Origin of the sequence: Rhizobium pisi (genome assembly GCF_003938655.1) — a bacterium.
GTDB classification, from domain to species: Bacteria; Pseudomonadota; Alphaproteobacteria; order Rhizobiales; family Rhizobiaceae; genus Rhizobium; species Rhizobium pisi.
On the sequence record NZ_RJJT01000017.1, the window covers coordinates 86,984 to 109,443 of the forward strand.

Annotated in this window: 23 protein-coding genes and 3 pseudogenes; 18 read left to right on the forward strand and 8 right to left on the reverse strand. The window is 59.7% G+C overall.

All coding sequences use genetic code 11. The features are described from left to right. Positions 1 to 62: 62 nt before the first annotated feature. On the forward strand, positions 63 to 1,043 hold the full coding sequence (locus tag EFD55_RS22930; RefSeq protein WP_125847687.1) for an alpha/beta fold hydrolase: 981 nt from the start codon (positions 63 to 65) through the stop codon (positions 1,041 to 1,043). Positions 1,044 to 1,115: 72 nt separating this feature from the next. On the opposite strand, the gene EFD55_RS22935 is transcribed toward EFD55_RS22930, so the two are convergent. After that, the gene (locus tag EFD55_RS22935; protein ID WP_245438523.1) at positions 1,116 to 1,286 is read right to left on the reverse strand and encodes a hypothetical protein; all 171 of its coding nucleotides are present in this window, start codon (positions 1,284 to 1,286) and stop codon (positions 1,116 to 1,118) included. A 290-nt stretch (positions 1,287 to 1,576) separates the two neighbouring features. Between EFD55_RS22935 and EFD55_RS22940 the strand changes: the two genes are divergently transcribed. After that, positions 1,577 to 3,400, forward strand: a complete 1,824-nt coding sequence (locus EFD55_RS22940; RefSeq protein WP_125847689.1) for a methyl-accepting chemotaxis protein — start codon at positions 1,577 to 1,579, stop codon at positions 3,398 to 3,400. A gap of 291 nt (positions 3,401 to 3,691) precedes the next feature. On the opposite strand, the gene EFD55_RS33495 is transcribed toward EFD55_RS22940, so the two are convergent. Continuing rightward, the gene (locus tag EFD55_RS33495; protein ID WP_245438525.1) at positions 3,692 to 4,039 is read right to left on the reverse strand and encodes a beta/alpha barrel domain-containing protein; all 348 of its coding nucleotides are present in this window, start codon (positions 4,037 to 4,039) and stop codon (positions 3,692 to 3,694) included. Between the two features lie 159 nt (positions 4,040 to 4,198). Here EFD55_RS33495 and EFD55_RS22950 point away from each other — a divergent pair, with 159 nt between their 5' ends. From EFD55_RS22950 to EFD55_RS22965, 4 genes are all read left to right on the forward strand, one after another. Beyond that, complete coding sequence (locus tag EFD55_RS22950; RefSeq protein ID WP_125847691.1) at positions 4,199 to 5,080, forward strand: NmrA family NAD(P)-binding protein; 882 nt, start codon at positions 4,199 to 4,201, stop codon at positions 5,078 to 5,080. Between the two features lie 24 nt (positions 5,081 to 5,104). Beyond that, positions 5,105 to 5,479, forward strand: coding sequence for a hypothetical protein (locus EFD55_RS22955; protein WP_125847693.1), 375 nt, complete (start codon positions 5,105 to 5,107; stop codon positions 5,477 to 5,479). Between the two features lie 67 nt (positions 5,480 to 5,546). Next, positions 5,547 to 6,263: an SDR family oxidoreductase gene (locus tag EFD55_RS22960; protein WP_125847695.1), complete on the forward strand. Its 717-nt coding sequence runs from the start codon at positions 5,547 to 5,549 to the stop codon at positions 6,261 to 6,263. Between the two features lie 73 nt (positions 6,264 to 6,336). After that, entirely contained in the window at positions 6,337 to 6,798 is a 462-nt protein-coding gene (locus EFD55_RS22965; protein ID WP_125847697.1) for a MarR family winged helix-turn-helix transcriptional regulator, read from the forward strand. A 134-nt stretch (positions 6,799 to 6,932) separates the two neighbouring features. Here EFD55_RS22965 and EFD55_RS33500 read toward each other — a convergent pair. Next, a pseudogene (locus EFD55_RS33500) lies at positions 6,933 to 7,031 on the reverse strand (transposase); the annotation flags it as partial. Between the two features lie 108 nt (positions 7,032 to 7,139). Between EFD55_RS33500 and EFD55_RS22970 the strand changes: the two are divergent. Beyond that, positions 7,140 to 7,577, forward strand: a pseudogene (locus tag EFD55_RS22970) (thermonuclease family protein); the annotation flags it as partial. Between the two features lie 283 nt (positions 7,578 to 7,860). Here the strand turns inward: EFD55_RS22970 and iolE are convergent. Both iolE and EFD55_RS22980 read right to left on the reverse strand, forming a co-directional pair. Then, positions 7,861 to 8,769: a myo-inosose-2 dehydratase gene (gene iolE, locus EFD55_RS22975; protein WP_125847699.1), complete on the reverse strand. Its 909-nt coding sequence runs from the start codon at positions 8,767 to 8,769 to the stop codon at positions 7,861 to 7,863. Between the two features lie 73 nt (positions 8,770 to 8,842). Then, on the reverse strand, positions 8,843 to 9,838 hold the full coding sequence (locus EFD55_RS22980; RefSeq protein ID WP_125847701.1) for a LacI family DNA-binding transcriptional regulator: 996 nt from the start codon (positions 9,836 to 9,838) through the stop codon (positions 8,843 to 8,845). 181 nt (positions 9,839 to 10,019) lie between these two features. On the opposite strand from EFD55_RS22980, the gene EFD55_RS22985 reads away from it, so the two are divergent. From EFD55_RS22985 to EFD55_RS23010, 6 genes are all read left to right on the forward strand, one after another. Then, positions 10,020 to 10,970 (forward strand): sugar ABC transporter substrate-binding protein, encoded by a 951-nt coding sequence (locus EFD55_RS22985; protein ID WP_125847704.1) that lies wholly within the window; start codon positions 10,020 to 10,022, stop codon positions 10,968 to 10,970. 125 nt (positions 10,971 to 11,095) lie between these two features. Beyond that, positions 11,096 to 12,220 (forward strand): ABC transporter permease, encoded by a 1,125-nt coding sequence (locus EFD55_RS22990; protein WP_125847706.1) that lies wholly within the window; start codon positions 11,096 to 11,098, stop codon positions 12,218 to 12,220. After that, positions 12,220 to 13,008: an ATP-binding cassette domain-containing protein gene (locus tag EFD55_RS22995; protein ID WP_125847709.1), complete on the forward strand. Its 789-nt coding sequence runs from the start codon at positions 12,220 to 12,222 to the stop codon at positions 13,006 to 13,008. Before EFD55_RS22990 ends, EFD55_RS22995 begins: the two co-directional genes overlap by 1 nt. A gap of 109 nt (positions 13,009 to 13,117) precedes the next feature. After that, complete coding sequence (locus tag EFD55_RS23000; protein ID WP_125847779.1) at positions 13,118 to 13,900, forward strand: TIM barrel protein; 783 nt, start codon at positions 13,118 to 13,120, stop codon at positions 13,898 to 13,900. A 31-nt stretch (positions 13,901 to 13,931) separates the two neighbouring features. Next, positions 13,932 to 14,948: a Gfo/Idh/MocA family oxidoreductase gene (locus tag EFD55_RS23005; RefSeq protein WP_125847711.1), complete on the forward strand. Its 1,017-nt coding sequence runs from the start codon at positions 13,932 to 13,934 to the stop codon at positions 14,946 to 14,948. Between the two features lie 40 nt (positions 14,949 to 14,988). After that, on the forward strand, positions 14,989 to 15,261 hold the full coding sequence (locus tag EFD55_RS23010; RefSeq protein WP_164737632.1) for a MurR/RpiR family transcriptional regulator: 273 nt from the start codon (positions 14,989 to 14,991) through the stop codon (positions 15,259 to 15,261). A 342-nt stretch (positions 15,262 to 15,603) separates the two neighbouring features. On the opposite strand, the gene EFD55_RS23015 is transcribed toward EFD55_RS23010, so the two are convergent. Next, positions 15,604 to 16,506, reverse strand: coding sequence for a LysR family transcriptional regulator (locus EFD55_RS23015; RefSeq protein WP_125847715.1), 903 nt, complete (start codon positions 16,504 to 16,506; stop codon positions 15,604 to 15,606). Between the two features lie 109 nt (positions 16,507 to 16,615). Here EFD55_RS23015 and EFD55_RS23020 point away from each other — a divergent pair, with 109 nt between their 5' ends. Genes EFD55_RS23020 through EFD55_RS23035 form a run of 4 tightly spaced genes read left to right on the forward strand, consistent with a single transcriptional unit; the run spans position 16,616 to position 20,353 of the window. Further along, positions 16,616 to 17,698, forward strand: coding sequence for a 4-oxalomesaconate tautomerase (locus EFD55_RS23020; protein ID WP_125847717.1), 1,083 nt, complete (start codon positions 16,616 to 16,618; stop codon positions 17,696 to 17,698). A 47-nt stretch (positions 17,699 to 17,745) separates the two neighbouring features. Beyond that, the gene (locus EFD55_RS23025) at positions 17,746 to 18,747 is read left to right on the forward strand and encodes an ABC transporter substrate-binding protein (protein ID WP_125847720.1); all 1,002 of its coding nucleotides are present in this window, start codon (positions 17,746 to 17,748) and stop codon (positions 18,745 to 18,747) included. A 15-nt stretch (positions 18,748 to 18,762) separates the two neighbouring features. Continuing rightward, on the forward strand, positions 18,763 to 19,593 hold the full coding sequence (locus EFD55_RS23030; protein ID WP_125847722.1) for an ABC transporter ATP-binding protein: 831 nt from the start codon (positions 18,763 to 18,765) through the stop codon (positions 19,591 to 19,593). Beyond that, positions 19,577 to 20,353: an ABC transporter permease gene (locus EFD55_RS23035; protein WP_125847724.1), complete on the forward strand. Its 777-nt coding sequence runs from the start codon at positions 19,577 to 19,579 to the stop codon at positions 20,351 to 20,353. The genes EFD55_RS23030 and EFD55_RS23035 overlap by 17 nt, the downstream gene beginning before the upstream one ends. A 149-nt stretch (positions 20,354 to 20,502) precedes the next feature. On the opposite strand, the gene EFD55_RS23040 is transcribed toward EFD55_RS23035, so the two are convergent. Beyond that, a complete protein-coding gene (locus tag EFD55_RS23040) occupies positions 20,503 to 20,724 on the reverse strand; it encodes a hypothetical protein (protein ID WP_125847726.1) in 222 nt (73 codons plus the stop codon). Beyond that, positions 20,715 to 20,984: pseudogene (locus tag EFD55_RS23045) on the reverse strand (DUF892 family protein); the annotation flags it as partial. The gene EFD55_RS23040 and the pseudogene EFD55_RS23045, both read right to left, overlap by 10 nt. A gap of 495 nt (positions 20,985 to 21,479) precedes the next feature. Here EFD55_RS23045 and EFD55_RS23050 point away from each other — a divergent pair. After that, a complete protein-coding gene (locus tag EFD55_RS23050) occupies positions 21,480 to 22,457 on the forward strand; it encodes a sensor histidine kinase (protein ID WP_125847728.1) in 978 nt (325 codons plus the stop codon). Positions 22,458 to 22,460: the final 3 nt, after the last annotated feature.

Here is a 22,460-nt window from a genome sequence, read left to right on the forward strand (position 1 = left end):
ACACGCCCAGCCACATTCGCCACTCGCGCCGCCCAGGCGGCATAACCTCACGGAGTTTCTTCATGTCCGCGATCTCAACACCCGACAGCGCTTCCCGGCGCAGCCTGCTGAAAGGCGTGGCCGTCGCCGGCGTCGGACTTGCAGCGGCTGGCGCCGCCGCAACCGTCGCCGATGCAGCCGATGCAAAGACCCCCGCGCCTGCCCGCGCCGGCAAGACCACAGGCGACCGCCTCGTCACGAAAGACGGCACCAGCCTCTATTTCAAGGACTGGGGTACCGGGCCGGCCGTGGTGTTCAGCCATGGCTATCCGCTGTCGTCAGACGCCTGGGAAGACCAGATGTTCTTCCTGTTGCAGAACGGCTATCGCGTCATCGCCCATGACCGTCGGGGTTTTGGCCGGTCGAGCCAGCCGTCCAGCGGTTACGACTACGACACCTTCGCCGATGATCTGGCGCAACTGGTCGAGGCGCTCGATCTGCGTGAGGCGACCTTCGCCGGTCATTCGATGGGCGGTGGCGAGGTCGCACGCTATATCGCGCGCCATGGCCAGAGCCGCGTCGCCAAGGTCGCTTTCGTTTCCTCGGTGACACCCTTCCTGCTGAAGACTGCGACCAATCCTCACGGTGCTCCCAAGGAGCTGTTCGATACGTTCCGCGCCGCCGTGCAGGCAAACCGGTCGCAGTGGAATCTCGACGTCACCATGCCGTATTACAGCTTCAATCGGCCGGGGGCGCACATCTCGGAGGGCCTGCGGGAGAGCTACTGGCGGCAGGGGCAGGCAACAGGCTTTCTTGCCGCCTACCATGCGCTCGGCGCCTTCTCGGAAACCGATTTCCGTGATGACCTTAAGAAAATCACCGTCCCCGCACTGGTGATCCATGGCAGTGACGATCAGATCGTCCCGCTAGAGATTTCCGCGAAACTGACCGCCGGGCTCCTACCACATGCCAAGCTCATCGTCTACGAAGGCGGCTCCCATGGGCTGCTGCATGTCGACAAGGACCGCTTGAACGCCGACCTGCTGGCGTTCCTTCGCCACTGATGGCGTGCAAGGGCCGGGGCTGGCCTGGCTTAGCCCCGGCCCTTTTGCGTGCGATCTTATGCGAGTCTGGCATCAGACCGACGCGATCTCGTTCACCGACGCATCGTAAATGAGATCGTCAGCAAACTCCTCCCCGACGATTCCGCCCGGTCCTGCCGACAGTGACAGCGCAGCGTCTAAAGGCGCAAACATCATCGTCACGCGCCGAACGAGTCCGGTCTCGTCACGCTCGATGACACCCACCGCTTCCAGATCGAGGCCGGACCGAAGTGTTGCCTTGTATTGCAGGAAATGGCCACCACGCCCTTACTTCCGCAGGACTTCGCCCATGTTGCGCCTTTGCCGGCCGAATTGCCTTCGGTTGGTGGCTCTACGCCTGCCTTGAAGCGCCTATCGACGAGCGCAAAAGTGCTGGCACACCAATTGCGAGCTTGACGTTTAATTAAACAGAAAGGGCTAAATTTCATCAATTGCTTCGCAAGCGCCAGATCCATTTGACCTGGTCTGTCATCGTTCCGAAGGAGTGAGAAGAAATGCGCAGGCTCACTGTCCGAACCTCCCTGATTGTCATCAATCTGATGTTTGCGTCAATTTTTCTCGCATTCGCTCTGTTCTCCCTGAGTAGCGTGCGCGCGGTAAATGAGAACACCGCTGCGATCGCCAAGAACTGGCTGCCGAGTGTCTCCGTCGTGCGAAATATGCAACTCCAACTTCAGCAGCTGAAGTTCGCATATGCCAATCACATCATGTCCATCAGCGATGAGGCAATAGCGGCGGCGGAAAAGCAAGTTATCGCACAAAGGGAGGAAGTGGCGAAATCCGTCGAAGCCTATCGGGCGCTGATATCGTCCCCTCACGAAAAAGAACTGCTTGACCAGATCGGAAATGCCGCCGCCGCATACGCCAATGCGGCCGAGCCGATGCTCGTGAAATCCCGAAAGAATGACAACGACGCAGCCAAGAGCATTTTCTACAAGGACATGGAGCCGATTATCCAGGAAGCCGAAAGCCGTGCGAGCGAGCTACTCGACATCAACGTGAAGGGTTCGGATGCTTCATTTGACAGCAGCAAACTGACCTACGCCACGATCCTTTGGAGCACATGGACGCTTATTGCCTTAGTCTTGGGGATTGTCGCCGGAGCCATTGCCTATGTTGCTGTGCAAATCTCCCAGCCGGTCAAGGCAATTACCAGTTCGATGACCAGGCTTGCGGGAGGCGACACGGCGTCGGCCATCCCCTACGCAAGCCGAACGGACGAAATCGGTTCGATGGCTGGAGCGGTCGAAACATTCAGGCAGACAGCATTGGCTAAAATCAAAGCCGACAAGGAAATCGAGGCAAGCCGCGTCCTTTCAGAAGGAGAGCGCCAGCGGCGTGCGGAAATCGACCGTGCGCGAGCCGCTGCGATGGGTCAGGCGACGAATGGACTGGCCGGAAGTTTGAAGAAACTCGCTGAAGGCGATCTGACAATCCAGATCATCGAACCGTTCGATCCTGATTTCGAGCCGCTTCGACGTGACTTCAATAGCGCCGTCGCTCAACTCTGCCGCACGCTGAGCAAAGTGGCGGGCTCGACAGCCGGCATCGACACCGGATCGAATGAGATCGCCCACAGTGCGAATGACCTCGCAAGGCGCACCGAGCAGCAGGCGGCTGCTTTGGAACAAACGGCCGCCGCCCTGGATGAAATCACCGCAAACGTCGCCTCATCTTCCAAACGCGCCGAGGAGGCCCGCAAGGTGGCGGCAGAGGCCAACGCCAGCGCTACGACATCCGGCATAATTGTCGCGCAGGCGGTCGACGCGATGAGCCGGATTGAGCAATCCGCCAACGAGATATCGAATATCATCGGTGTCATTGACGAAATTGCGTTTCAGACGAATCTTCTTGCGTTGAACGCAGGTGTTGAGGCTGCACGCGCCGGCGAGGCTGGTAAGGGTTTTGCGGTCGTGGCGCAAGAAGTGCGCGAGCTCGCGCAGCGCTCAGCCAAGGCGGCAAAAGAAATCAAGGCGCTCATTCACACATCGAGCGGTGAAGTGGCCACAGGCGTCGAGCTGGTCTCGAAAACCGGCGGGGTTTTGAAGCAGATCGGTGAATTCGTGGTGGCGATGAATCAACACGTCGACGCGATTGCTGCATCGTCGCGCGAGCAGTCGGTGGGCCTCGCCGAGATAAACACGGCAGTTAACAGCCTCGATCAAACGACCCAGCAGAATGCCGCAATGGTCGAGGAAGCGAGCGCAGCTTCCGCATCGCTTGCCGACGAGAGCGCCACGCTGCGCGAGTTGATTGGTCAGTTCAAGGTTGGGGGCGCAACAGAGCACCAAGCCTATGCTTTCCGTAAGACTGCATAGTTCGCACGTTGACCGGATAAAAAAATCGTACGGCGACAATGCCATCCCTACCGTTTGCATTCCGTGAGGATTCAGGTTCCCGTCAATCGCTCGCCCCGTGACCTCGGAGAGGGTGACAGGACCTCCGGTTGCTGAAGATGCAAGGTTCGTAATAGACAGGCGCGCTAACGATGAGCTCGAGGCATCGCCTTCGCGAAACCCGAGCAGGAACGTTATTCCCTGCCGGAGAATTCACTGGGCCACGGGTAATTGACGTAACCTTGGATGCCCTGACTGAACCACGTTGTGGGATCATCCGGAGCGGGCGGGATCTTTTCCGTGAAACGTTTCGGCAGGCCCGGACCGCGTGCCGACACCGTCATCAATCGCTGCCTGCGACCGCACGAAGTTGAAATCGGAGTTCAGGATCAACGGACCTTGAACGCATGCCGCAATTGCGGCGCCAAAGGATCCATCTCGCCGACACCGAAGGTGCCGTCTCGGCGGTCCCATCAGCGCCAGATGGGCGATCCCGATCTTCGGCAGCATTTCCAAGACCGCCGTGAACAAGGGGAAGGGATCGCTGTCGCGGACGCCCTGCGTTTCGCCGTTGGGAGAGACACGCACGCCCACGCGGCCGGCGCCGCCCGCATCGGCCACCGCCTCAGTGGCCTCCCGCAGCAACCGGATACGGATTTCGATCGAGCCGCCATAATGCCCCGAAAGCCTCTCGCAGATTAGTTCGGCTTGACAATACGAGTATATGCTCCTATTTGGTTGGCAGTAAGAGCATATGCTTTCATTCAAGGAGATATGGCAATGAGCGAGACTGACATCCTGGTAAGTGGTGCAACTGGACGGACCGGCGGCGCCGCGATCGACGAGCTTCTCAAGATGAACAGGAAGGTTCGAGCCTATGTTCGCTCGGACGACGACCGTGCCAAAGCGCTGCGTGAGCGCGGCGTCGAAGTCGCGGTCGGCGACTTCACTGACATCGATGACATCCGTGCGGCCATGGAAGGCATTCGGTCTGCATACTTTCTGCACCCCATCGCGCCGGGAATTCTCGGCGCCGCAGCCTATTTTGCGCAGGCGGCGAAGGAGGCGGGCGTCTCCGCGATCGTAAACATGTCGCAGATCTCGGCACGTCGACAATCCACCAGCCACGCGGCGCAGGATCATTGGATTTCGGAGCGCGTTTTCGACTGGTCCGGCGTCGCGACCACGCATCTGCGTCCCACCTTCTTCGCCGATTGGCTCGTCTATCCGCATTTTGCAAGGGAGATCTGGGCGTCTAAGAAGATCGAGTTTCCGTTCGAGAACGGCCGACATGCACCGATCAGCTCCGATGACCAGGGCCGCGTGATCGCCCACCTGCTGGCGAAGCCGGAAGGTCATGGAAGCAAGATTTATACCCTTCACGGCCCCGTGGAAATGAACCACGCCGAGATCGCCGCAGCGATGAGCGATGTTCTAGGAGCCAAGATCGAATACGCGCCGACCTCGATCGAAGCCTTTAAGGACAAGATGGAGACGCTCTACACGTTCCCGCCGTTTCTGGTGCAGCACCTTGTCGAGGTCGCCCAGAATTATCGCGAGGGCATCTTCTCCGGCACCAACGACGTCGTCGAGCGGATAACGGGAACCCCTGCCCTCTCGATCCCGGAATTCGTCGCCAAGAACCGCGACGCCTTCCACTGAAATCCAGGACCAGGATCAACGACGATGCCCAACACTCATCAAGAACGTCATCCGTTTCTCGACGACCTTGCGAACGACGCCGAGCTGATCAGTTCCGTGCTGCGCGGACCGGTGGTCGGTCGCGACGAAATCCGGCGTGTCGTTGATGCCGTCGGCACTTTCTACGCCAAGCAAACCCCGACCTTTATGGAGATCGTCGGTTCGCGGACGCTTCTGGAATATGAAGCGATCTTGACCAGCGGCGAACGCCTGAATGCGGCCGTCATCATCGATCGCGACCCGGATGGCTTCATACCGCGCGTAAGTGTCCGTATGGCCCCGGTCGATGCCGTCGTGTCGCTCGCCGGCCACCTCAAAAGCGCGCTATCCGGTCAGTTGCCCGAGCAGCTTTTCCTTTGAATCCAACAGCCCGGTTGGCCTCCGCCGCAGTAGCGGATCGGCCACCTATCTAAGAAGGTGACGTGTCATGGAAATCAACAACGCAACGGTCTTCATTACAGGTGCAAATCGTGGCCTGGGCCTGGCCTTCGCCCGGGAGGCCGCCCGGCGCGGAGCAAAGAAGGTCTACGCAGGCATGCGCAACACAAATGGCTTCGACGAACCCGGCGTCGTGCCAGTCCGCATCGATGTCACCGATCCGACGTCGGTCGCCGCCGCAGCCGAGGCTGCAGAAGACACAACGATCCTGATCAACAACGCTGGTATTGCCGCTCTGATCGACAATCCCTTGGCGGCCGAATTCGAGGCGCAGTCGAAGGCGCTGTTCGACACCAATTACTATGGCGTGGCGCGGGTCACACAAGCGTTCGAGCCTGGCCTGTCAAAGGCGCCCCATGCCGCCATTATCAATGTCCTTTCTGATATCGTATGGCTGCCACGACCCTACCTGACGCCGTACGCCGCTTCCAAGGCCGCGGCCTGGAGCTATACGAACCAGCTACGGTTCCACCTTGCGGACCGCAGCATCCAGGTCCTCGGTCTTCACGTTGGCTTCCTGGACACCGATCTGACAAACGGTATCGACGTGCCGAAAACCAGCCCGACGGACGTGGCAATCCAGACCTATGATGCACTTGCCGCCGGAAAGAGCGAGGTCATGGCCGACAAGGGCACGGCTCTGCTAAAGAGCACACTGGCGGACGAGATCCCCGGCTACATCACGCCCCCGCCGGGATTGTTCTAAGACTTCGCGAGAGACGGGCGTCTTCTGCAGCAAGCGTGAAGGCGCCCCGGAACTAAAATTGAAAGGAATGGAAATGTTGTCGGTCAATCAGCCTCTGGGAATCGACCAGTGCAATTGCAACGCCATGCGTAAGGCGAGCCGGCAGATCACCCGCCTCTATGACGCTCACCTCGAGCCGGTCGGGCTCCGCATCACGCAGTTCCTCATCCTCGCCGCTCTGGCTGAGGCTGAAAGCGCGACCGTCATCGCGCTGGCCGAGCGCCTCGATGTCGAACGCACGGCCATGGGCAAGATGGTCGGGTTCCTAGAGAGAGACGGCTTTGTCTCCATGAACCCCTCACCGATCGATGGCCGCTACCGGGTCATCGAACTTACGCTTGAAGGACGTCTTTTGCACGACAGGGCGTCGCCCCTGTGGCTGGCCGCCCAGCAAGAGTTCTCGAACCTAAACGGAGCACCAAACGTAGCCTCACTTCGAACGGAACTCAACCGGATCGTGGTGGGCAAACACGCTGCGGCATCTTCGGGCGATTGACGCAGGTCTTGCCCAGGCCCTCCGTAGCGGGCCGGTTCCGTGTGAAACCGCAAACGCAACGGCTCTTGACCGGATTGGAACCGGTGACCCCGCCCTACACGATCGGAACACTTGAGGGTCTGAACCGGTGGCGTTACCGCGGTCAGTGCCTTCTCAGCCATGCGGCGCGGCTTCAGAAAGCTCCGAAAGTAGCTGCCAGTGCGTAGCTTTGGAATTCGAAGTTCAACAGTTCCATGCGGCGATGGTGGTCCGACTTCCTTCATGGCAACGGACCAGTCGGTAGGTGCGTCCCAACCGGTATCGCAGGTCGTCGCCGTCCCGGTCGCGGCAAAGGCATTGCGATCACCATCGCCTGCGCCGTGGTGATCGGTGCCGCCAGCTGGCTGTATCTTGATAGCAACGGCCATCTCGACAACACTGCCGCTTTCGTCAAAGCGCCTGCACAAGACGCGCTGTCGGTGTCGTTCGTGTTCTGCGCCGACAGCTATCGTACGAACTGCGTCGTCAATGGCGACACCTTCTGGTTCTGGACGAGAAAATTCGAATGGCCGATATCGATACGCCTGAACTCAGCCCGCCCCGCTGCGAGGCTGAACGGATAAAAGGTGAAGCGGCGAAATCCCGCCTATTGAAGCTGCTCAACGCCCCTGACAACCGGATTCCGCGACGAAGATAAGTATGGACGCAAACTTCGAACCGTGTGTCGTGCGGGCAATTCGCTAGACGTTGTTTTGATCAAGGAAGGCCTCGCCCGGCCATGGGATGGCGCGCGCCACGGCTCGGGGCCAATGAGGGCTATCATCGTTTCCGCTGTGCGGGAGAGGATTGGGGCAACGGACGAATTCGTCAGCAAGTGTCACCGGTCGAACGGAGCTCGTGGCCGCTTGGCGCAGATTGTGTTGAAAGACTCCACTAGACCGCGTTCGAAGTAATTTTCACGCGAAGCGCGAGGAATACAATTCCAACTGTAGCCTGTGCAAGCCGTACTCGCGCAACTGAGGCAAAATGAGACGCTGATCCGTTGCCGCGTTTTTCAACACAATCCGCCAAAAGCGGAGATCCTCAAGCGAAAAGCCGACGGACGCGATCAAATGCGTCTGTCACGGCAGGCTTAGGCGGAGCCAATTCGGGGTCCTGCTCAGCCTCAACGACCAACCATCCGCGATAGCAGCCGTTCCGCACGAAATCGGCGACGGGAGCGAAATCAACGTCGCCATCACCGGGAACCGTGAACATGCCCTGGCGCACGCCCTCATTGAAGCTGAGATCACCCGCCCTCACCATCTCCATTACCTTGCCACGAACATCCTTGAGATGGATGTGGGCGATCCGGTCGCCGAAGCGATCGATGAGGTGCTTGTAGTCGAAGCCGCCGCCAACCGCGTGTCCGGTGTCGAGAAGAAGGCCGACATCACCTCCAGCTCGGTCGAACAATGTGGAAATTTCGTCAAGGGTCTCGGTGACCATCATGAGATGATGGTGATACGCGAGCCGGAGGCCATAGGCATCTTGGAGGCGCTTGGCGAATTCCGTAAGCCGGACCGCGTACGCAGCGATTTCGTCGGTGGGCATGACAAGCCTTTTTGACATCGGGGCGTCGAGCGGCGCTCCAGGGGTCATCATCGCCACCTCGCCATAGACCATGACCGAGCTGCCCATGTCGCGAAGAAGGCTTGCATGAGGAGCTACCGCAGCCATCTCGGCCTCGACGTCCCTCTCGGCCAGTTCGCCTGAATGCCATCCCGACGCCAAGGCCAAGCCACGCGAATCCAGAAGCGGTCGAAGAACGGCGGCGTCGCGGGGAAACTTGCGCCCGAGTTCGACGCCCTGGTAGCCGATTGCGGCCGCATCATCCAGGCAGGTTTCGAGCGGGATGTTCGCGCCGAGGTCCTCGAGAACGTCGTTCGCCCAGGACAACGGACTCACTCCAAGACGGACGCCTGGCGGGAGGGAGGATAGGGACTGGTTCATCTGCGTCTCCAGATTTTGCGCACGGGTTCGCGATCCTGCGCCGCAGGGCGCAGGTCGAATGACAGGCTTCAGATCACGTGGACGACCGGACGACGAGCTTGCCCGGAAGGGAAATGGTCTCTCCTTCGCGCTTGCCAGTGACCATTTCCACGACGAGGTCAACCATCTCGCGGCACGGCTGCTCGTAAGTCGTGAGGCCGAAGGCCGGCGTGCCGCCGAGTTCGTAGTTGTCGAATCCGACGACAGCGATATCGTCAGGGACCCGGAGGCCAAACTCGCTCCGCGCGGTCTCCATCGCACCGATCGCCAGAATGTCATTTTCGCACATCAGGACATCGACCCGTTCGCCAGCGTGAGTCTTCTGAAGGTATCTCCGTGCCGACTCTGCGCCGTCTTGGTGGCTGTAGCGCTCGGCTGAGATGTCCACGATGTGGTCGACACCCTTCTGCCTCCAGAACTCGGCGAAGTGGTGCCTCCGCTTCAATGCGGTCGACAGCGCCGAGGCCCCGGTCATGAAGCCTGGCCGCCGATAGCCCCGTTCATGAAGATGGTCCACGATATCCCTCAGGCCGACTTCCGCGTCGCAGACGACCGCCGGGACACCCTCGATCTGGCTATCGCGTGCGAGGACAAACATGGGCGGCATGCCCGGTCCCAAGCGACGGTCGTTCAAGGTCTCGTCCCGAAATGCGGTGCCGAGGAGAATGATGGCGTCGACCAGGCGCTGGTCGGCATTGAGAAGCGCATGCACATGGTCGAAGTGATTGTTGATGTTGATGAGCATCGCCACGAGACCCTCGGCCTGCAGGCGCTCGGTCAGGGATTCCAGAAACGGAAGTTTCTGCGGGTTGGCGAAGTCGTCGACGAGCACGGCGACCTGATGGGTGACGTTCGTCGAAAGGCTGCGCGCGAGCAGATTGGGCGAATAGTTCAGTTTCTCCGCCGCCTCCATGATCTTGCGTTTGGCTTCGTCGGTGATCGACGCGCCGGGCTTGAACGCGCGAATGACCGTCCATTTGGACACCCCCGCCGCCTCCCCCACTTCCTTAGCCGTAGCCCGCTTTCGCATGCCTCTCCCCTCGGATGGAACAAATATTCCATCATCGCCTACCGATGAAATAATCTCTTGCTTTTATAACATCTGGCAATAATATGCATCCACTTGCACCCGGGTGCAAGCGATTTTGCACCCGGGTGCAAAATGTTTTTAGCCGTCCCGGAGGAGTGGGACGGCATACCAGGAGGAAGAAATGAAAGCTCTGCTGAAGACGCTCGCCATGAGCGCAATCGCATTCGGTGTCGCCACCTCGGCCGCCGTCGCCGTCAAGGCGCAGGAAATCTCCATCATCGCCGTTACGCACGGGCAGGCATCGGACCCGTTTTGGTCGATCGTCAAGAACGGCATGATGCAGGCTGCCAAGGACAGCAACATCAAGGTGGACTACCGCGCGCCCGAAACTTTTGACATGGTCGCGATGGGCCAGCTGATCGAAGCCGCCGTCAACCAGCATCCGGCTGGCATCGTCATCTCCAATCCCGATCCGGACGCTCTCGGCCCGGCGATCGAAAAGGCCGTCGCCGCGGGCATCCCGGTCATCTCGATGAACTCGGGCATCGCCGCCCAGGAGAAGCTGGGCATCAGGCTCCATGTGGGCCAGGACGAAACTCCGGCAGGCATCAAGGTCGGCGCGAAGCTCAAGTCGCTCGGCCTTAAGCATGTCCTCTGCGTCAACCAGGAAGTCGGCAATGCCGCGCTTGACCAGCGTTGCGCCGGGACCGAGAAGGGCTTTGAAGGCGGCAAGGTAACCGTGCTTCCGACGACTGCCGATCCGGCCGAAATCGAAGCCAAGATTCAGGCTGCCCTGACATCCGATCCGTCGATCGACGTCGTCCTGGGCCTATCCGCTCCGCTCGTCGGCGAGCGCGCCGTAGCCGTCGTTGAGAAGATGGGCGTTGCCGACAAGGTGAAGGTGGCTTCCTACGACCTGTCCGCCAACTTCCTCCAGGCCGTCGCCGACGGTAAGGCGCTGTTCGCCGTCGACCAGCAGCCCTATCTGCAGGGTTACCTGCCCGTGACCTTCCTCGCGCTCAACGCCCGTTACGGCACCATCCCGGCAGGCAATGTCCCGTCGGGTCCGAGCTTCGTCGAGAAGGACACCGCTGCTTCCGTCATCGAGAAGTCCTCAAAGGGCATTCGCTAAGCGAAGCCCGGCGGTCCCCAACCTCCACGGGGGCCGCCACTCTTGCCTGACGCGCATTGCCATGGAGTCTCTCGCACACTCTGGCTTCGGCGCGACTTGAACGACCATTCGCAAAGGAACGGGCTATGTCCCTCGTCAATGAACAAAACGGCGCGGCGGCTTCGCGCGCCGATGAGCGGCTCAAGAAAGTGTCGACCGTCACCTCGCTTCTGCGCCGCCCTGAACTCGGGGCCGTCGCCGGACTTGTGCTCGTTGCAATATTCTTCGTGTTCACTGCGAACCCCGCGATGTTCACGCTCGCGGGCATCATGAACTTCATGGCCCCCGCCGCGCAGCTCGGCATCCTCGCGATAGGAGCTGCCCTGCTCATGATTGGCGGGGAGTTCGACCTCTCCATCGGGTCGATGGTGGCCTTCGCCGGCCTCGTCTTCGGCACAGCTCTCGTCGTGCTCCAGCTTCCCCTCAGCGTCGCCATCCTCATCGCCATGGCTTTCGCGGTCTGCATCGGCGTCACCAACGCCCAGATCACGATCCGGACGGGTCTGCCATCGTTCATCGTGACGCTTGCATTCCTCTTCATTCTACGAGGCCTGACACTCGTGGGTCTCAAATGGGCCAGCGGCGGTTCCACCCAACTCCGTGGAATGAAGGAAGCCGCCGCCAACAGTCCCCTTGCCCCCATCTTCTCGGGTGATGCGTTTCCGGGATTGTTCCGTTGGATGGCCGAGCTCGGCGTGATCGCCAAGCTTCCCAACGGCAATCCGCAGGTGCCCGGCGTTCCCGTCGAAATCCTGTGGTTCATCGCCATCGCGCTCGGTGCGACCTGGCTCCTCCTTCGGACCCGGTTCGGCAACTGGATATTCGCCGCTGGCGGCGATGCATGGGCGGCCCAGAAGTCAGGTGTTCCGGTCCGTCGGGTCAAGACGACGCTCTTTGTGATCACCGCGCTTTGCGCCACCCTCGTTGCCATCCTGACCGTCCTCGATGCCGGCTCTACGGATGCGCGTCGCGGGTTCCAGAAAGAGTTCGAGGCGATCATCGCCGCGGTGATCGGCGGCTGCCTGCTCACGGGCGGCTACGGTTCGGCGATCGGTGCCTTCTTCGGCTCCATCGTGTTCGGCATGGTCCTGATCGGCCTGACCTACACCTCTATCGACCAGGATTGGTATCTCGTCTTCCTCGGCGGCATGCTGCTGATCGCGGTTATCTTCAACAACGTCATCCGCAAGCGCGTTACGGGAGAACGGTGATGAGCAATTCCCAGACGCCCCTCATCGAGGTCAAGGACCTCGTCAAACACTTCGGTTCCGTGATCGCCCTCAACGGCGTGTCGATGAAGGTGCATTCCAACGAAGTTCTGTGCCTGCTAGGGGACAATGGCGCGGGCAAGAGCACGCTGATTAATACCCTCGCTGGCGTGCACAAACCCAGCTCAGGCGAATTCCTCGTCGATGGCCAGCCGAGGCTGTTCTCAGGCCCGCGCGACGCCCTCGATTCGGGCATCGCCACAGTCTACCAGGACCTCGCCATGATCCCGCTGATGTCGGTCACCCGGAACTTCTTCATGGGCCGGGAGCCCCTGAAAGGCTTCGGCCCGTTCAAGACCATGGACATGGACCTCGCCGACAACGTCACGCGCGACCAAATGCACCGTATCGGCATCGATGTTCGCGATCCGCAGCAGGCCGTCGGTACGCTGTCCGGTGGTGAACGCCAGTGCGTCGCCATCGCACGAGCGGTCTACTTCGGTGCCAAGGTGCTGATCCTCGACGAGCCGACGTCGGCCCTCGGCGTGGCCCAGACCTCGATGGTGCTAAAATACGTCCACCAGGTCCGCGAGAAGGGCCTCGGCGTGATCTTCATCACCCATAACGTGCGCCACGCCTACGCAGTCGGAAACCGCTTCACGGTTCTCAACCGCGGCAAGACGCTCGGCACCTTTACGAAGGGCGAGATCAGCATCGACGAGCTTCAGAACCTGATGGCCGGCGGCAAGGAGCTGCAGTCCGTTTCGCAGGAACTCGGGGGCACCATCTAGCCCCCTCCGTGGCCCCGGAGTCCGGAGCCACACCTCACTCCGATCGATGATCGGCTCGATCCAGAAACAAGCCAAGAGGAGTCCGGCGACGACCGGACCAGGTAATGACATGACTTCTTCGTTCCCGCTCGCAGCCTGCGCCGAAATGATCTGGCGCGACAAGCCGATCGAATGGCGCGCCTCCCGACTCAAAGAACTCGGTTTCGGTGTGGGTCTCTGGAACTGGCCAGAGCACGACATCGGCAAGCTCGAAGCGACCGGAGCGACGTTCACGATCATGAATGGCTATCTGAGGGGCCGGCTCACCGATGACGATGGTGCCGCCGAGCTGCTCAAGACGGCCCGCGAGACCGCACAGGTCGGCAAGCGCCTCGGCGTTCAACGCCTGAACCTTCACGGCACCGGACTTGGCGACCGCGGCCTGCCGGTTCAGCCGATGGAGATCGTGACAGGAGCCATGTGGCTCAAGGCCCGCGACACCTTGTCCCGCATCGTCGACCTCGCCGAAGAGGAAGGCGTGACATTTACGCTTGAGAACCTGAACCTCCCTGTCGACCATCCAGGCGTCCCGTTCGGCCGCGCCGAGGACACGCTGGCGCTGGTCTCCAGCATTGATCATCCGCGCCTGAGGCTCAATCTGGACCTTTATCACGCGCAGATCGGCGAAGGGAACCTGATCGAGCTGTGCCGCAAATCTCTACCTTGGATCGGCGAAATTCAGGTCGCCGACGTTCCCGGCCGATTTGAACCGGGCACAGGCGAGGTCAACTGGAATGGCATCGCCAAGGCGCTCGCCGCCATGGGCTATTCCGGTCCGATCGGCATGGAGGCCTGGGCATCCGGAGACTCCGACGTCGCCCTCGAAGCCTTCCGCAAAGCCTTCACTCTCTGAAGTTCAAGTCTCCCAAAACAGGAACAAGACAATGCCCAAGAAACCCGTCAACATCGGCCTCATCGGAGCCGGCCGCATCGGCTCCTTCCATGGCGAGACCGTCGCCCGTCGTCTGGTCGATGCCGAACTCGTCGCCATTGCCGACCCGGCTCCCGGTGCCGCCGCAAACCTAGCCGCCAAGCTTGACGTCGACGCCTCCTATACTGACGTCGCCGAGCTGCTCGCCCATCCAGGCCTCGACGCCGTGATCATCGCCACGCCCGCCCGCTTCCACACCAATGTCGTCGTTCAGGCGGCGGAGGCCGGAAAGGCCGTGTTTTGCGAGAAGCCGATGGCCCTCACCCTCGCAGACGCCGAGCGCGCCGTCGCCGCCGCCAAATCGGCTGGCGTCCCTCTCCAGGTCGGCTTCAATCGACGCTGGGATCAGGCCTTCGCCGAAGGCCGCGCAGCAATCGACGCCGGGAAGGTCGGCACCCCCCAGCTCATCCGCTCGCTCACCCGTGATCCCGGCCCGTTCGGTGCCGATCCGGACCGCATTCCCCTCTGGACCATCTTCTACGAGACCCTGATCCACGACTTCGACACGCTGCTGTGGCTGAACCCCGGTGCGAAGGCCACCGAGGTCTACGCCGTTGGCGACGCGTTGGTCCGCCCTGACGCCAAGGACAAAGGATTTCTCGATACCGCCGTCGTCACCATCCGGTTCGACAACGGCTCCGTGGCTGTGGCGGAAGCCAACTTCTGCGCCATGTATGGCTATGACATCCGCGGCGAGGTGTTCGGCTCAGGCGGCATGATCACCATGGGAGACGTCCGCCGCTCCAGCATGACTATGTTCGATAAGGACGGCGTGTCCAACGACACATGGCGTCGCGACACCGACCACTTCATCCACGGCTATACCGCCCAACTCGCCTCGTTCGCGAAGTCGGTTCGCGAAGGCAAGCACTTCGCAGGCGCGACGGGGCACGACGCCCGCCAGGCGCTGGCGATCGCGCTCGCTTGCATCGAGTCGGTCCAGAAAAAGGCCCCCGTGCCCGTGAAGTGATGTCAACGAACTCGGCCGCGATCAATCCGGAGCTATGGACATGATTGACATAGAGCGATCGGCGCGGCCGACGACGATCAAGGACCTCAAAGGTCTGGTAGTATCCCGGACAGTGGTCCTGCCGGATCAACTTAAAAAGGTCGCACAGTTCGCGTTCGAGCGTCCCGAGGAAATGGCCTTCGGCACCATCAAGTCGATTTCCGTCTCCTGTGGGGTCGCACCGCAGACGGTTCTGCGCCTTGCACATGCGTTCGGTTTCAATGGCTTCCGAGACTTCAAGGCACTATTCCGAGCACATCTTCGGAATATGTAATGTACTGAGGCAGTCATATGCCGCAGGGCCAGTTGGCATGTTGGCATTCGTCGAGCTGTTGCCGCGTGCGCGGAAGCAGCTCCAACCATCAGCGCCGAGAATGGATGTGTAAGACGGAAATGTCACCCAGGTCGGCTCGAACACGAGAGATCGTCTCGGGCGACCATGTGCTTCTGCCCCATGGGCGCGATGGGGCGGATGTAGATTTCTTAAGGGTGCGCCTCCTCGCCAGCCTTGCGGCAGGACATACCGCCTCGCCGCAATACTCCACGACGGCGACCGGCACGCCGAACTGTGGCTCCAGCAAATTCACCGTCTCGCCGACATCATCACGTTGGCCATTCAGTTTCCTTCGGCCCATGTCCCAATCAACATGGTCATGAAGCGCTCGGCTGCCGGCGAAAGCGTCCCACCGCGACGGCGCACGATGCCGATCGTTCGCGAGATTTCAGGATTGCGAATTGGTCTTGTGACGAGGAACGGGTGCTCTTCCTGAGGTGTAGCGAGTTTCGGCAGAACCGAAATTCCAAGCCCGGCTTCCACCAGACCAAGTGATGTCGAAAGATGCGTGACTTCATAGGACCAGCGCAGTTTCAGGTTCGACTTCGCCAGCGCGGCGTCAAGAAGCGTACGGTTGCCGCTGGACCGGTGAACTGTGATCAGTTGATAGGGCGCCAGATCGTCCCATTCGAGTTCGCTCTTGGCCGCCAGCGGATGATCCTTGCGTGCCGCCAGCACGAATGGATCTTCGATGAGCCTCTCGAAGATGAGGTCGGGATCTGAAAAGCCCATGATATTAATGCCGAACTCGACTTCCCCACGGGCGACTGCCTGCAGTCCGTCGGTGGCCGGCAGATCGAGAATGCGAAAACGAATATTCGGATACTCGGCGCTGAATTGCTTGATGACGGTCGGCAAAAAATAGAAAGCAGCCGTCGGCAGACATGCGATTGTCACGAGGCCGCTGCGCTGAGATCCGACGTCGCGCACCGCAAATAGCGACGTGTCGAACTCCTCAAGCATTCGTCGCACCAAAGGGATCAGTTCCGCGCCGAGGGCGGTTGTCGAGACATGACGCGTGGTGCGCTCGAGCAAAGGCGCCCCGATTGCCAACTCGAGCTTCTGAATTCGACGACTGAGTGCCGGCTGGGACAGATTAAGCGCTTCGGCAGAGCGGTGGAAGTTTTCCAGTTCGACGACCGACAGAAACGCGCGCAGATCCAGTATCTCGCAATTGATGCTCATGACGCATCATTCCCTCTGATATTCGCATTTCACATATCAATCATTTTGCCGCTTACTGCAACAAAGAAGTTGATTGATATCTAAATCACATCAGTATGCGGGCACAACCATGAACGACCTGATTTCCATTCCCTGCGTTCTGATGCGAGGCGGCACCTCCAAAGGACCGTTCTTTCTCGCATCCGATCTTCCATCGGATTCGCGTCAACGCGATCAGATCCTGCTTTCACTCATGGGTTCGGGTCATCCTCTGCAGATTGACGGTATTGGCGGCGGCAACCCCGTCACCAGCAAGGTTGCCATCGTCGGCCCATCAACTGTGTCCGATGCTGATGTCGATTATCTTTTCGCCCAAGTCCGCATCGATCAGCAGTTCGTGGATATCTCGCCCAACTGTGGAAATATGCTGGCGGCCGTCGGGCCGTTCGCGATCGAGGCGGGCCTAGTCAGAGCGGCGACGGGCGCAACCCGCGTGCGCATTCACAACGTCAATACCGGCAAACTCATCGAAGCGGAGGTTCCGACCCCCGATGGCCGCGTTGCCTACATGGGAGATGCCTCGATCGACGGTGTGCCGGGCAATGCGGCACCGATCGCGCTGACCTTCATGGATGCGGCCGGGGCACGCACAGGCAAGCTTTTCCCGACCGGCAACCCGCGCGACAGGATCGATGGCATCGATGTGACCTGCATCGATTGCGCGATGCCGATGATGCTGCTCGAAGCCGCCGCCCTCGATGTGACGGGCAACGAACCTGCACCCGAGCTCAACGCCAACGGGGCAATGCTGCACCGACTCGAAACGCTACGGCTTGAGGCCGGCCGGCGTATGGGCATGGGCGATGTCAGCAACCAGGTCACGCCCAAACCGGTGTTGATCTCCACGCCCAACAAGGGCGGAGATCTCGGCGTGCGCTATTTCATGCCGCACCAGTGCCACCCCTCTCTCGCAACAACCGGCGCGGTTGGGATTGCCACGGCCTGCATCAGCGACGGAACCGTCGCTGCGCAACTGATCGGCAATCGCAAGCCGCCGGTCGTCCTCGTTCTCGAACATCCAAGCGGTCGTTTGGAAGTAAAACTGGATACCCGCAACGGCAAGACAGTTGCCGGAATCCTGCGGACCGCCCGACGCCTCTTCGAGGGTCGGGTCTTTGCAAAACCTATCGCGCAAGTGGTTTGCGCTGCATAATCGGAAGTGGTTGCCGGGAGGGCGCCACGCATCAGGGAGGAATACACATGCGTAAACTTATACTCGCTCTTGCGGCAACGGTCGCTTTTGCCGGTTCGGCTTTTGCGGAACCGGTTCGCATCAGCGTCGGGTCCTACAACCTCAACAACCTGCCCTTCCCGGTCGCAGCCGGCCTAGGTCTCTACGAGAAGGAAGGTCTTGAGGTGACCGTCGAAAACTTCGCATCTGGCGGCTCCAAGACGCTGCAGGCGCTTGTCGCCGGCTCCACGGATATCGCTGTCGGCTTCTACGACCATACGATCCAGATGCAGTCGCAGAACAAGGCGGTCGTGGGCTTTGTGCAACTGGCCCGCAATTCCGGGCTCGTGCTTGCCGGTGGAAAAAACGCTGCGTTCGATCCTGCCAAACCTGAAACAATCAAGGGCGCGAAGATCGGCATCACAGCGCCGGGCTCGTCTTCAGACTTCTTCGTTCGCTACTATCTGCAGCGCCATAGCCTATCGGCTGATGACGTCTCTTTGATCGGGGTCGGCTCCGGTTCAGCTGCTGTTGCGGCGCTCGAGCAAGGGAAGGTTGATCTTCTGGTCAACTACGATCCCGCGGCGACCTTTATCGAAGCCAAGGGTGTCGGCAAGATTTTGATCGACGCCCGCAGCGACGAGGGAGCCAAGGAGATCTATGGCGGAATTTATCCGACCGCCGTCCTCTATGCGACACAGGCCTATATCGATGAGAACCCGGAAACCATCCAGAAGGTCACAAACGCGACCGTGAAGGCACTGGCATGGATGAACACACATAGCGCCGAAGAGATTGTCGAAAAATTGCCGAAAGAATTCATCTCTGGCGACCGGGACACTTATGTGAAGGCCGTCCAGAATGCCAAGCCGATTTTCTCGGTGGACGGCAAATTCAGCGAGACCGACACGCAGACGCCGTTGGCCGTTCTCAAGAGCTTCAACGAAAAGGTTGCTGCCGCAACAATCGATCTTTCCAAAACCTACACGAACGCTTTCGTGGACAAGGTAACGGATAAGACTACCAACTGATCCTAGGAGGAGGCCATGTCTTTGGCTGTCGTAAACCCCATGCCTATCCCGACGGGACAGCAAAACGCAAAGCCGATGGTATCGATCGACGCCGTGACAATGTCGTTTGGTTCCTATGTCGCGGTGCAGGACGTCAACCTCACGGTGGCCGATGGCGAGTTTCTCGCCATCGTCGGCCCGACCGGTTGCGGCAAGAGCACCATTTTGAACGCGATCGCAGGTCTTCTGAAACCCGCGAGCGGTACGGTGACGATCGACAGCACGCCGGTAAAGGGCGTGCAGAACGACATTGGCTATCTCTTCCAGCAGGACGCGCTGCTTCCGTGGAAGACATCCATCGAAAATGTCGAGCTCGGCCTGATGTTCAGGGGTGTTGGAGCCACTGAGCGCCGCGAGCGTTCGATGAGCTGGCTTGCCAAGGTCGGGCTGAAGGGCTTCGAACACCGCTATCCGCACCAACTCTCCGGCGGCCAGCGCAAACGTGTCCAGATGGCGCAGGCCCTCATTGCCGGTCCGAAGGTGATCCTGATGGACGAGCCCTTCTCGGCGCTCGACATCCACACGCGCCATCTCATGCAGAATGAATTGCTGCGCCTTTGGCAGGAAGAACGTCGCGCCGTGGTCATGATCACGCACGACCTCGAAGAGGCCATCGCGCTTGGAGACCGCGTCGCCATTTTGGCCGCCGGCCCTCGTTCGCGGGTCATCGAAAGTTTCCCGGTCGATCTCGAGCGGCCACGGGATGTGGCAGAGATCAAACTCGATCCCCGCTTTATGGATCTCTATCGCAATATCTGGGCTTCCCTGCGCGGCGAAGTGGAGAAAAGCTATGAACGTCGTGACTGAACGCATTGTCCAGCTCGGTATGCTGGTTTTTATCCTCGGGGGCTGGCAGCTCGGCGTGACCGCCGGCTTCATTGATGTCTTCTTCTTTCCAGCCCCACTGGATATCTTCAACCAAATCGTCAGCTGGATTGTCGACCCCGGCTTCTATCGTCATGTGTCAATCACACTGACGGAGACTGTGCTGGGTTATATCATCGGTACCGGATTGGGCGTCGCGGCAGGCGTATGGCTCGGTCTCAGCCGCAGCGCGGCGCGGATCCTTGACCCGTTCATCAAGGGGCTCAACGCCATTCCCCGCGTCGTTCTCGCACCGATCTTCGTTCTTTGGCTTGGACTCGGTCTCTGGTCCAAGGTGGCGCTTGCCGTAACGCTGGTCTTCTTCATCACTTTCTTCAATGCGATGCAGGGTGTGCGCGAGGTTAATCCGGTGATCCTCGCAAACGCAAAAATCCTCGGGGCCAAACGTTCCGAGCTATTACGGCACGTCTATTTCCCGGCTGCGGCCAGCTGGATTTTGTCCTCCCTTCGCACGTCTGTTGGCTTCGCGGTGGTCGGCGCCATCATTGGCGAATATCTTGGATCCTCTGCAGGGCTCGGTTACCTGATCGCGCAGGCGGAAGGCAACTTCGACGCGGTCGGTGTATTTGCCGGCATCATCATTCTGGCCATGTTCGTGCTCATCATCGACCGAATTCTCGATGTTCTGGAAGGGCGGCTTATCAAGTGGAGACCGAATGCCGCAGAAGAAAGAGCGGCGTAACCCCGGATCAGTTGCTCTGTGAGTTGGAAACGGGGTGCCGTCATCGGCACCTCGCTCTTTTTCGGCTTTGAGTTCGAACGCGCGACCAACACACGGTTGATATCGAATCAAAGTGCTAAAATCGTGCGGGTTTCTGGACGGCCGTTGACTCAAGAATTATCGCCGTAACCCTGGATCGGCTCGGTGGCAAACACCACGCTCGTGAGGAAGCTCGCCCGGTTCGCACTCCAAGCAAACACATTTGCCCCCTCGATGTGGTCCTTTAGCAAATTCACGACATCGTCTGCCCGTTTTTCAATATATGCGCAGGTAATCTTCTCGTGATCGTCAAGCCAGGATGGCGTTTCATCGATCAGCGTGTCGTACTGCACAGAATACCCATCGACCCCGTCAGGGAGAGTGCCATGTCCTTAAGCGACCAGTGGTCTTCGTTCAAACTGTCGAGCACTTCTTCGATGCGGACGATCTGACCCTCCGTTTTTCGGATATTTTGGTCGAGCTTCGCCGCAATCTCCGGGTAATTCTCGATACGCGAGAGCTGGGGCTTCATGATCGAAAGCGCCTGACTTTCCATGGCGTGGGCATTCTTAAGGCCAGTGATAATAATTTCGCGGGTTTCAATCTCGGACATCGAAAATCTCCTCGTTGACCGGCTCTAACTTCGCACTGTCGGCGATGTTTCAGACGCTCTGCAGATTGACCGGCGACGCCGCCTTCCGATCTAGTCCAGGTGAGCTGACGGACATAGCATGCTCAGTGCAGCCATTCGTGAAAGGCGCCTGGTTTGAGAACGTTGGGGTAAGCTCGGTCTGGAAGATCCGGTAGCCGGGGTTACGGTCGGGAGAGATTTCTGCGACCCGCCAAGTCCGGCCCGGCCATTCAGGCAGCGCATCGATCGCGACCAGGTCACTGTGATGAGATCAGCACCCATAGAGTTCCTCTTGTCACGAAATGCCGTCTCACTAGCTCGGCTAGTGCCATCCACAGGTGATCGCAGACACACATGGCACCCACGAGAGTGACCAAAACCCCTTGCATAACAGGCCCATCACCCTAAGTGCCAATTTCGAACACGCTAAATTAGCCAATTGACATTCACATTTTCTGCCGAAGGAACAGCGCAGGGATGATTCTGGAGGACCTTTACCGATTGCTGAGAAGTGGGCACGTGCAGGCACAGGGCGTCGTCGACACGATGACCCAGCCGATTGTGGTTCTGGACCATAATCTTTGCGTGACGAACGCCAATAACGCTTTCGTAAGAACCTTCGAGGTCGAGCGGGACGACATCCTAGGGGAAAGCTTCTTTCGTCTCGGCAACGGTCAATGGGAAATAGCCGACCTCCGACACCTGATCGCGTCGGTTATCCCAAAAGCCGCCGCCGTTGTCGGCTTTGAAGTAACACATGACTTTCCCGCGATCGGGCAGCGGACGTTTCTTGTCGATGCGCGTCGCCTCGTTCATCCCGACAATAACAGCACGAACATCCTCATCCTCTTCGATGATGTCACGGAGCGACGGCGCCATGACGCCGAGAAAGATTTTATTGTCGCGGAGGCACGGCACCGCCTGAGGAACCTGTTTGCGGTGATACGCGCAATCGCCATGCAGACGGAAACTGAGGATCGTACCGCCACCGAATATCGCGACATCTTCCTCGGGCGGCTCGAGGTTACGCTTCGCGCGCAGGAAATCGCATCGTCTGGCGAGACTACCGATTTTGAACCACTGCTGCGGCGATCGGTCGGCGAACTCGGCGTTGAGCGTTTTCATTGCGATGGTCCGGCGGTGACCCTTACCAGTTCCAAAGTTCTCGCGGTCAGCATGATATTCCACGAGCTCGGTACCAACGCGATGAAGCATGGCGCCTTGTCCGTTCCCGCTGGGCAAATCCACGTCACGTGGGCGCTCGAGGCCGGTCCGAGAAGCCGGACATATCTTATTTGCGAATGGCAGGAAAAGAACGGGCTACCTGTCACCCCGCCTAAGCGCCGCGGCTATGGCACCGAGCTGATCGAGGGCACTTCCGCTCACCTCGGCGGAAAGGTGGAACTTAAGTACGATCCGGGCGGTTTGACAGCTACGATCAAAATCCCGGTGTGAGAT

Coding starts and splice junctions, on each gene's coding strand:
- EFD55_RS22930 (WP_125847687.1), top strand. CDS start 63: ATGTCCGCGATCTCAACACCCGACAGCGCTTCCCGGCGCAGCCTGCTG.
- EFD55_RS23015 (WP_125847715.1), bottom strand. CDS start 16,506: ATGAGCATCAATTGCGAGATACTGGATCTGCGCGCGTTTCTGTCGGTC.
- EFD55_RS22965 (WP_125847697.1), top strand. CDS start 6,337: ATGTTGTCGGTCAATCAGCCTCTGGGAATCGACCAGTGCAATTGCAAC.
- EFD55_RS22955 (WP_125847693.1), top strand. CDS start 5,105: ATGCCCAACACTCATCAAGAACGTCATCCGTTTCTCGACGACCTTGCG.
- EFD55_RS23050 (WP_125847728.1), top strand. CDS start 21,480: ATGATTCTGGAGGACCTTTACCGATTGCTGAGAAGTGGGCACGTGCAG.
- iolE (WP_125847699.1), bottom strand. CDS start 8,769: ATGAACCAGTCCCTATCCTCCCTCCCGCCAGGCGTCCGTCTTGGAGTG.
- EFD55_RS22950 (WP_125847691.1), top strand. CDS start 4,199: ATGAGCGAGACTGACATCCTGGTAAGTGGTGCAACTGGACGGACCGGC.
- EFD55_RS22940 (WP_125847689.1), top strand. CDS start 1,577: ATGCGCAGGCTCACTGTCCGAACCTCCCTGATTGTCATCAATCTGATG.
- EFD55_RS22985 (WP_125847704.1), top strand. CDS start 10,020: ATGAAAGCTCTGCTGAAGACGCTCGCCATGAGCGCAATCGCATTCGGT.
- EFD55_RS22980 (WP_125847701.1), bottom strand. CDS start 9,838: ATGCGAAAGCGGGCTACGGCTAAGGAAGTGGGGGAGGCGGCGGGGGTG.
- EFD55_RS23025 (WP_125847720.1), top strand. CDS start 17,746: ATGCGTAAACTTATACTCGCTCTTGCGGCAACGGTCGCTTTTGCCGGT.
- EFD55_RS22960 (WP_125847695.1), top strand. CDS start 5,547: ATGGAAATCAACAACGCAACGGTCTTCATTACAGGTGCAAATCGTGGC.
- EFD55_RS23000 (WP_125847779.1), top strand. CDS start 13,118: ATGACTTCTTCGTTCCCGCTCGCAGCCTGCGCCGAAATGATCTGGCGC.
- EFD55_RS23020 (WP_125847717.1), top strand. CDS start 16,616: ATGAACGACCTGATTTCCATTCCCTGCGTTCTGATGCGAGGCGGCACC.
- EFD55_RS22995 (WP_125847709.1), top strand. CDS start 12,220: ATGAGCAATTCCCAGACGCCCCTCATCGAGGTCAAGGACCTCGTCAAA.
- EFD55_RS23035 (WP_125847724.1), top strand. CDS start 19,577: ATGAACGTCGTGACTGAACGCATTGTCCAGCTCGGTATGCTGGTTTTT.
- EFD55_RS23010 (WP_164737632.1), top strand. CDS start 14,989: ATGATTGACATAGAGCGATCGGCGCGGCCGACGACGATCAAGGACCTC.
- EFD55_RS22990 (WP_125847706.1), top strand. CDS start 11,096: ATGTCCCTCGTCAATGAACAAAACGGCGCGGCGGCTTCGCGCGCCGAT.
- EFD55_RS23005 (WP_125847711.1), top strand. CDS start 13,932: ATGCCCAAGAAACCCGTCAACATCGGCCTCATCGGAGCCGGCCGCATC.
- EFD55_RS23030 (WP_125847722.1), top strand. CDS start 18,763: ATGTCTTTGGCTGTCGTAAACCCCATGCCTATCCCGACGGGACAGCAA.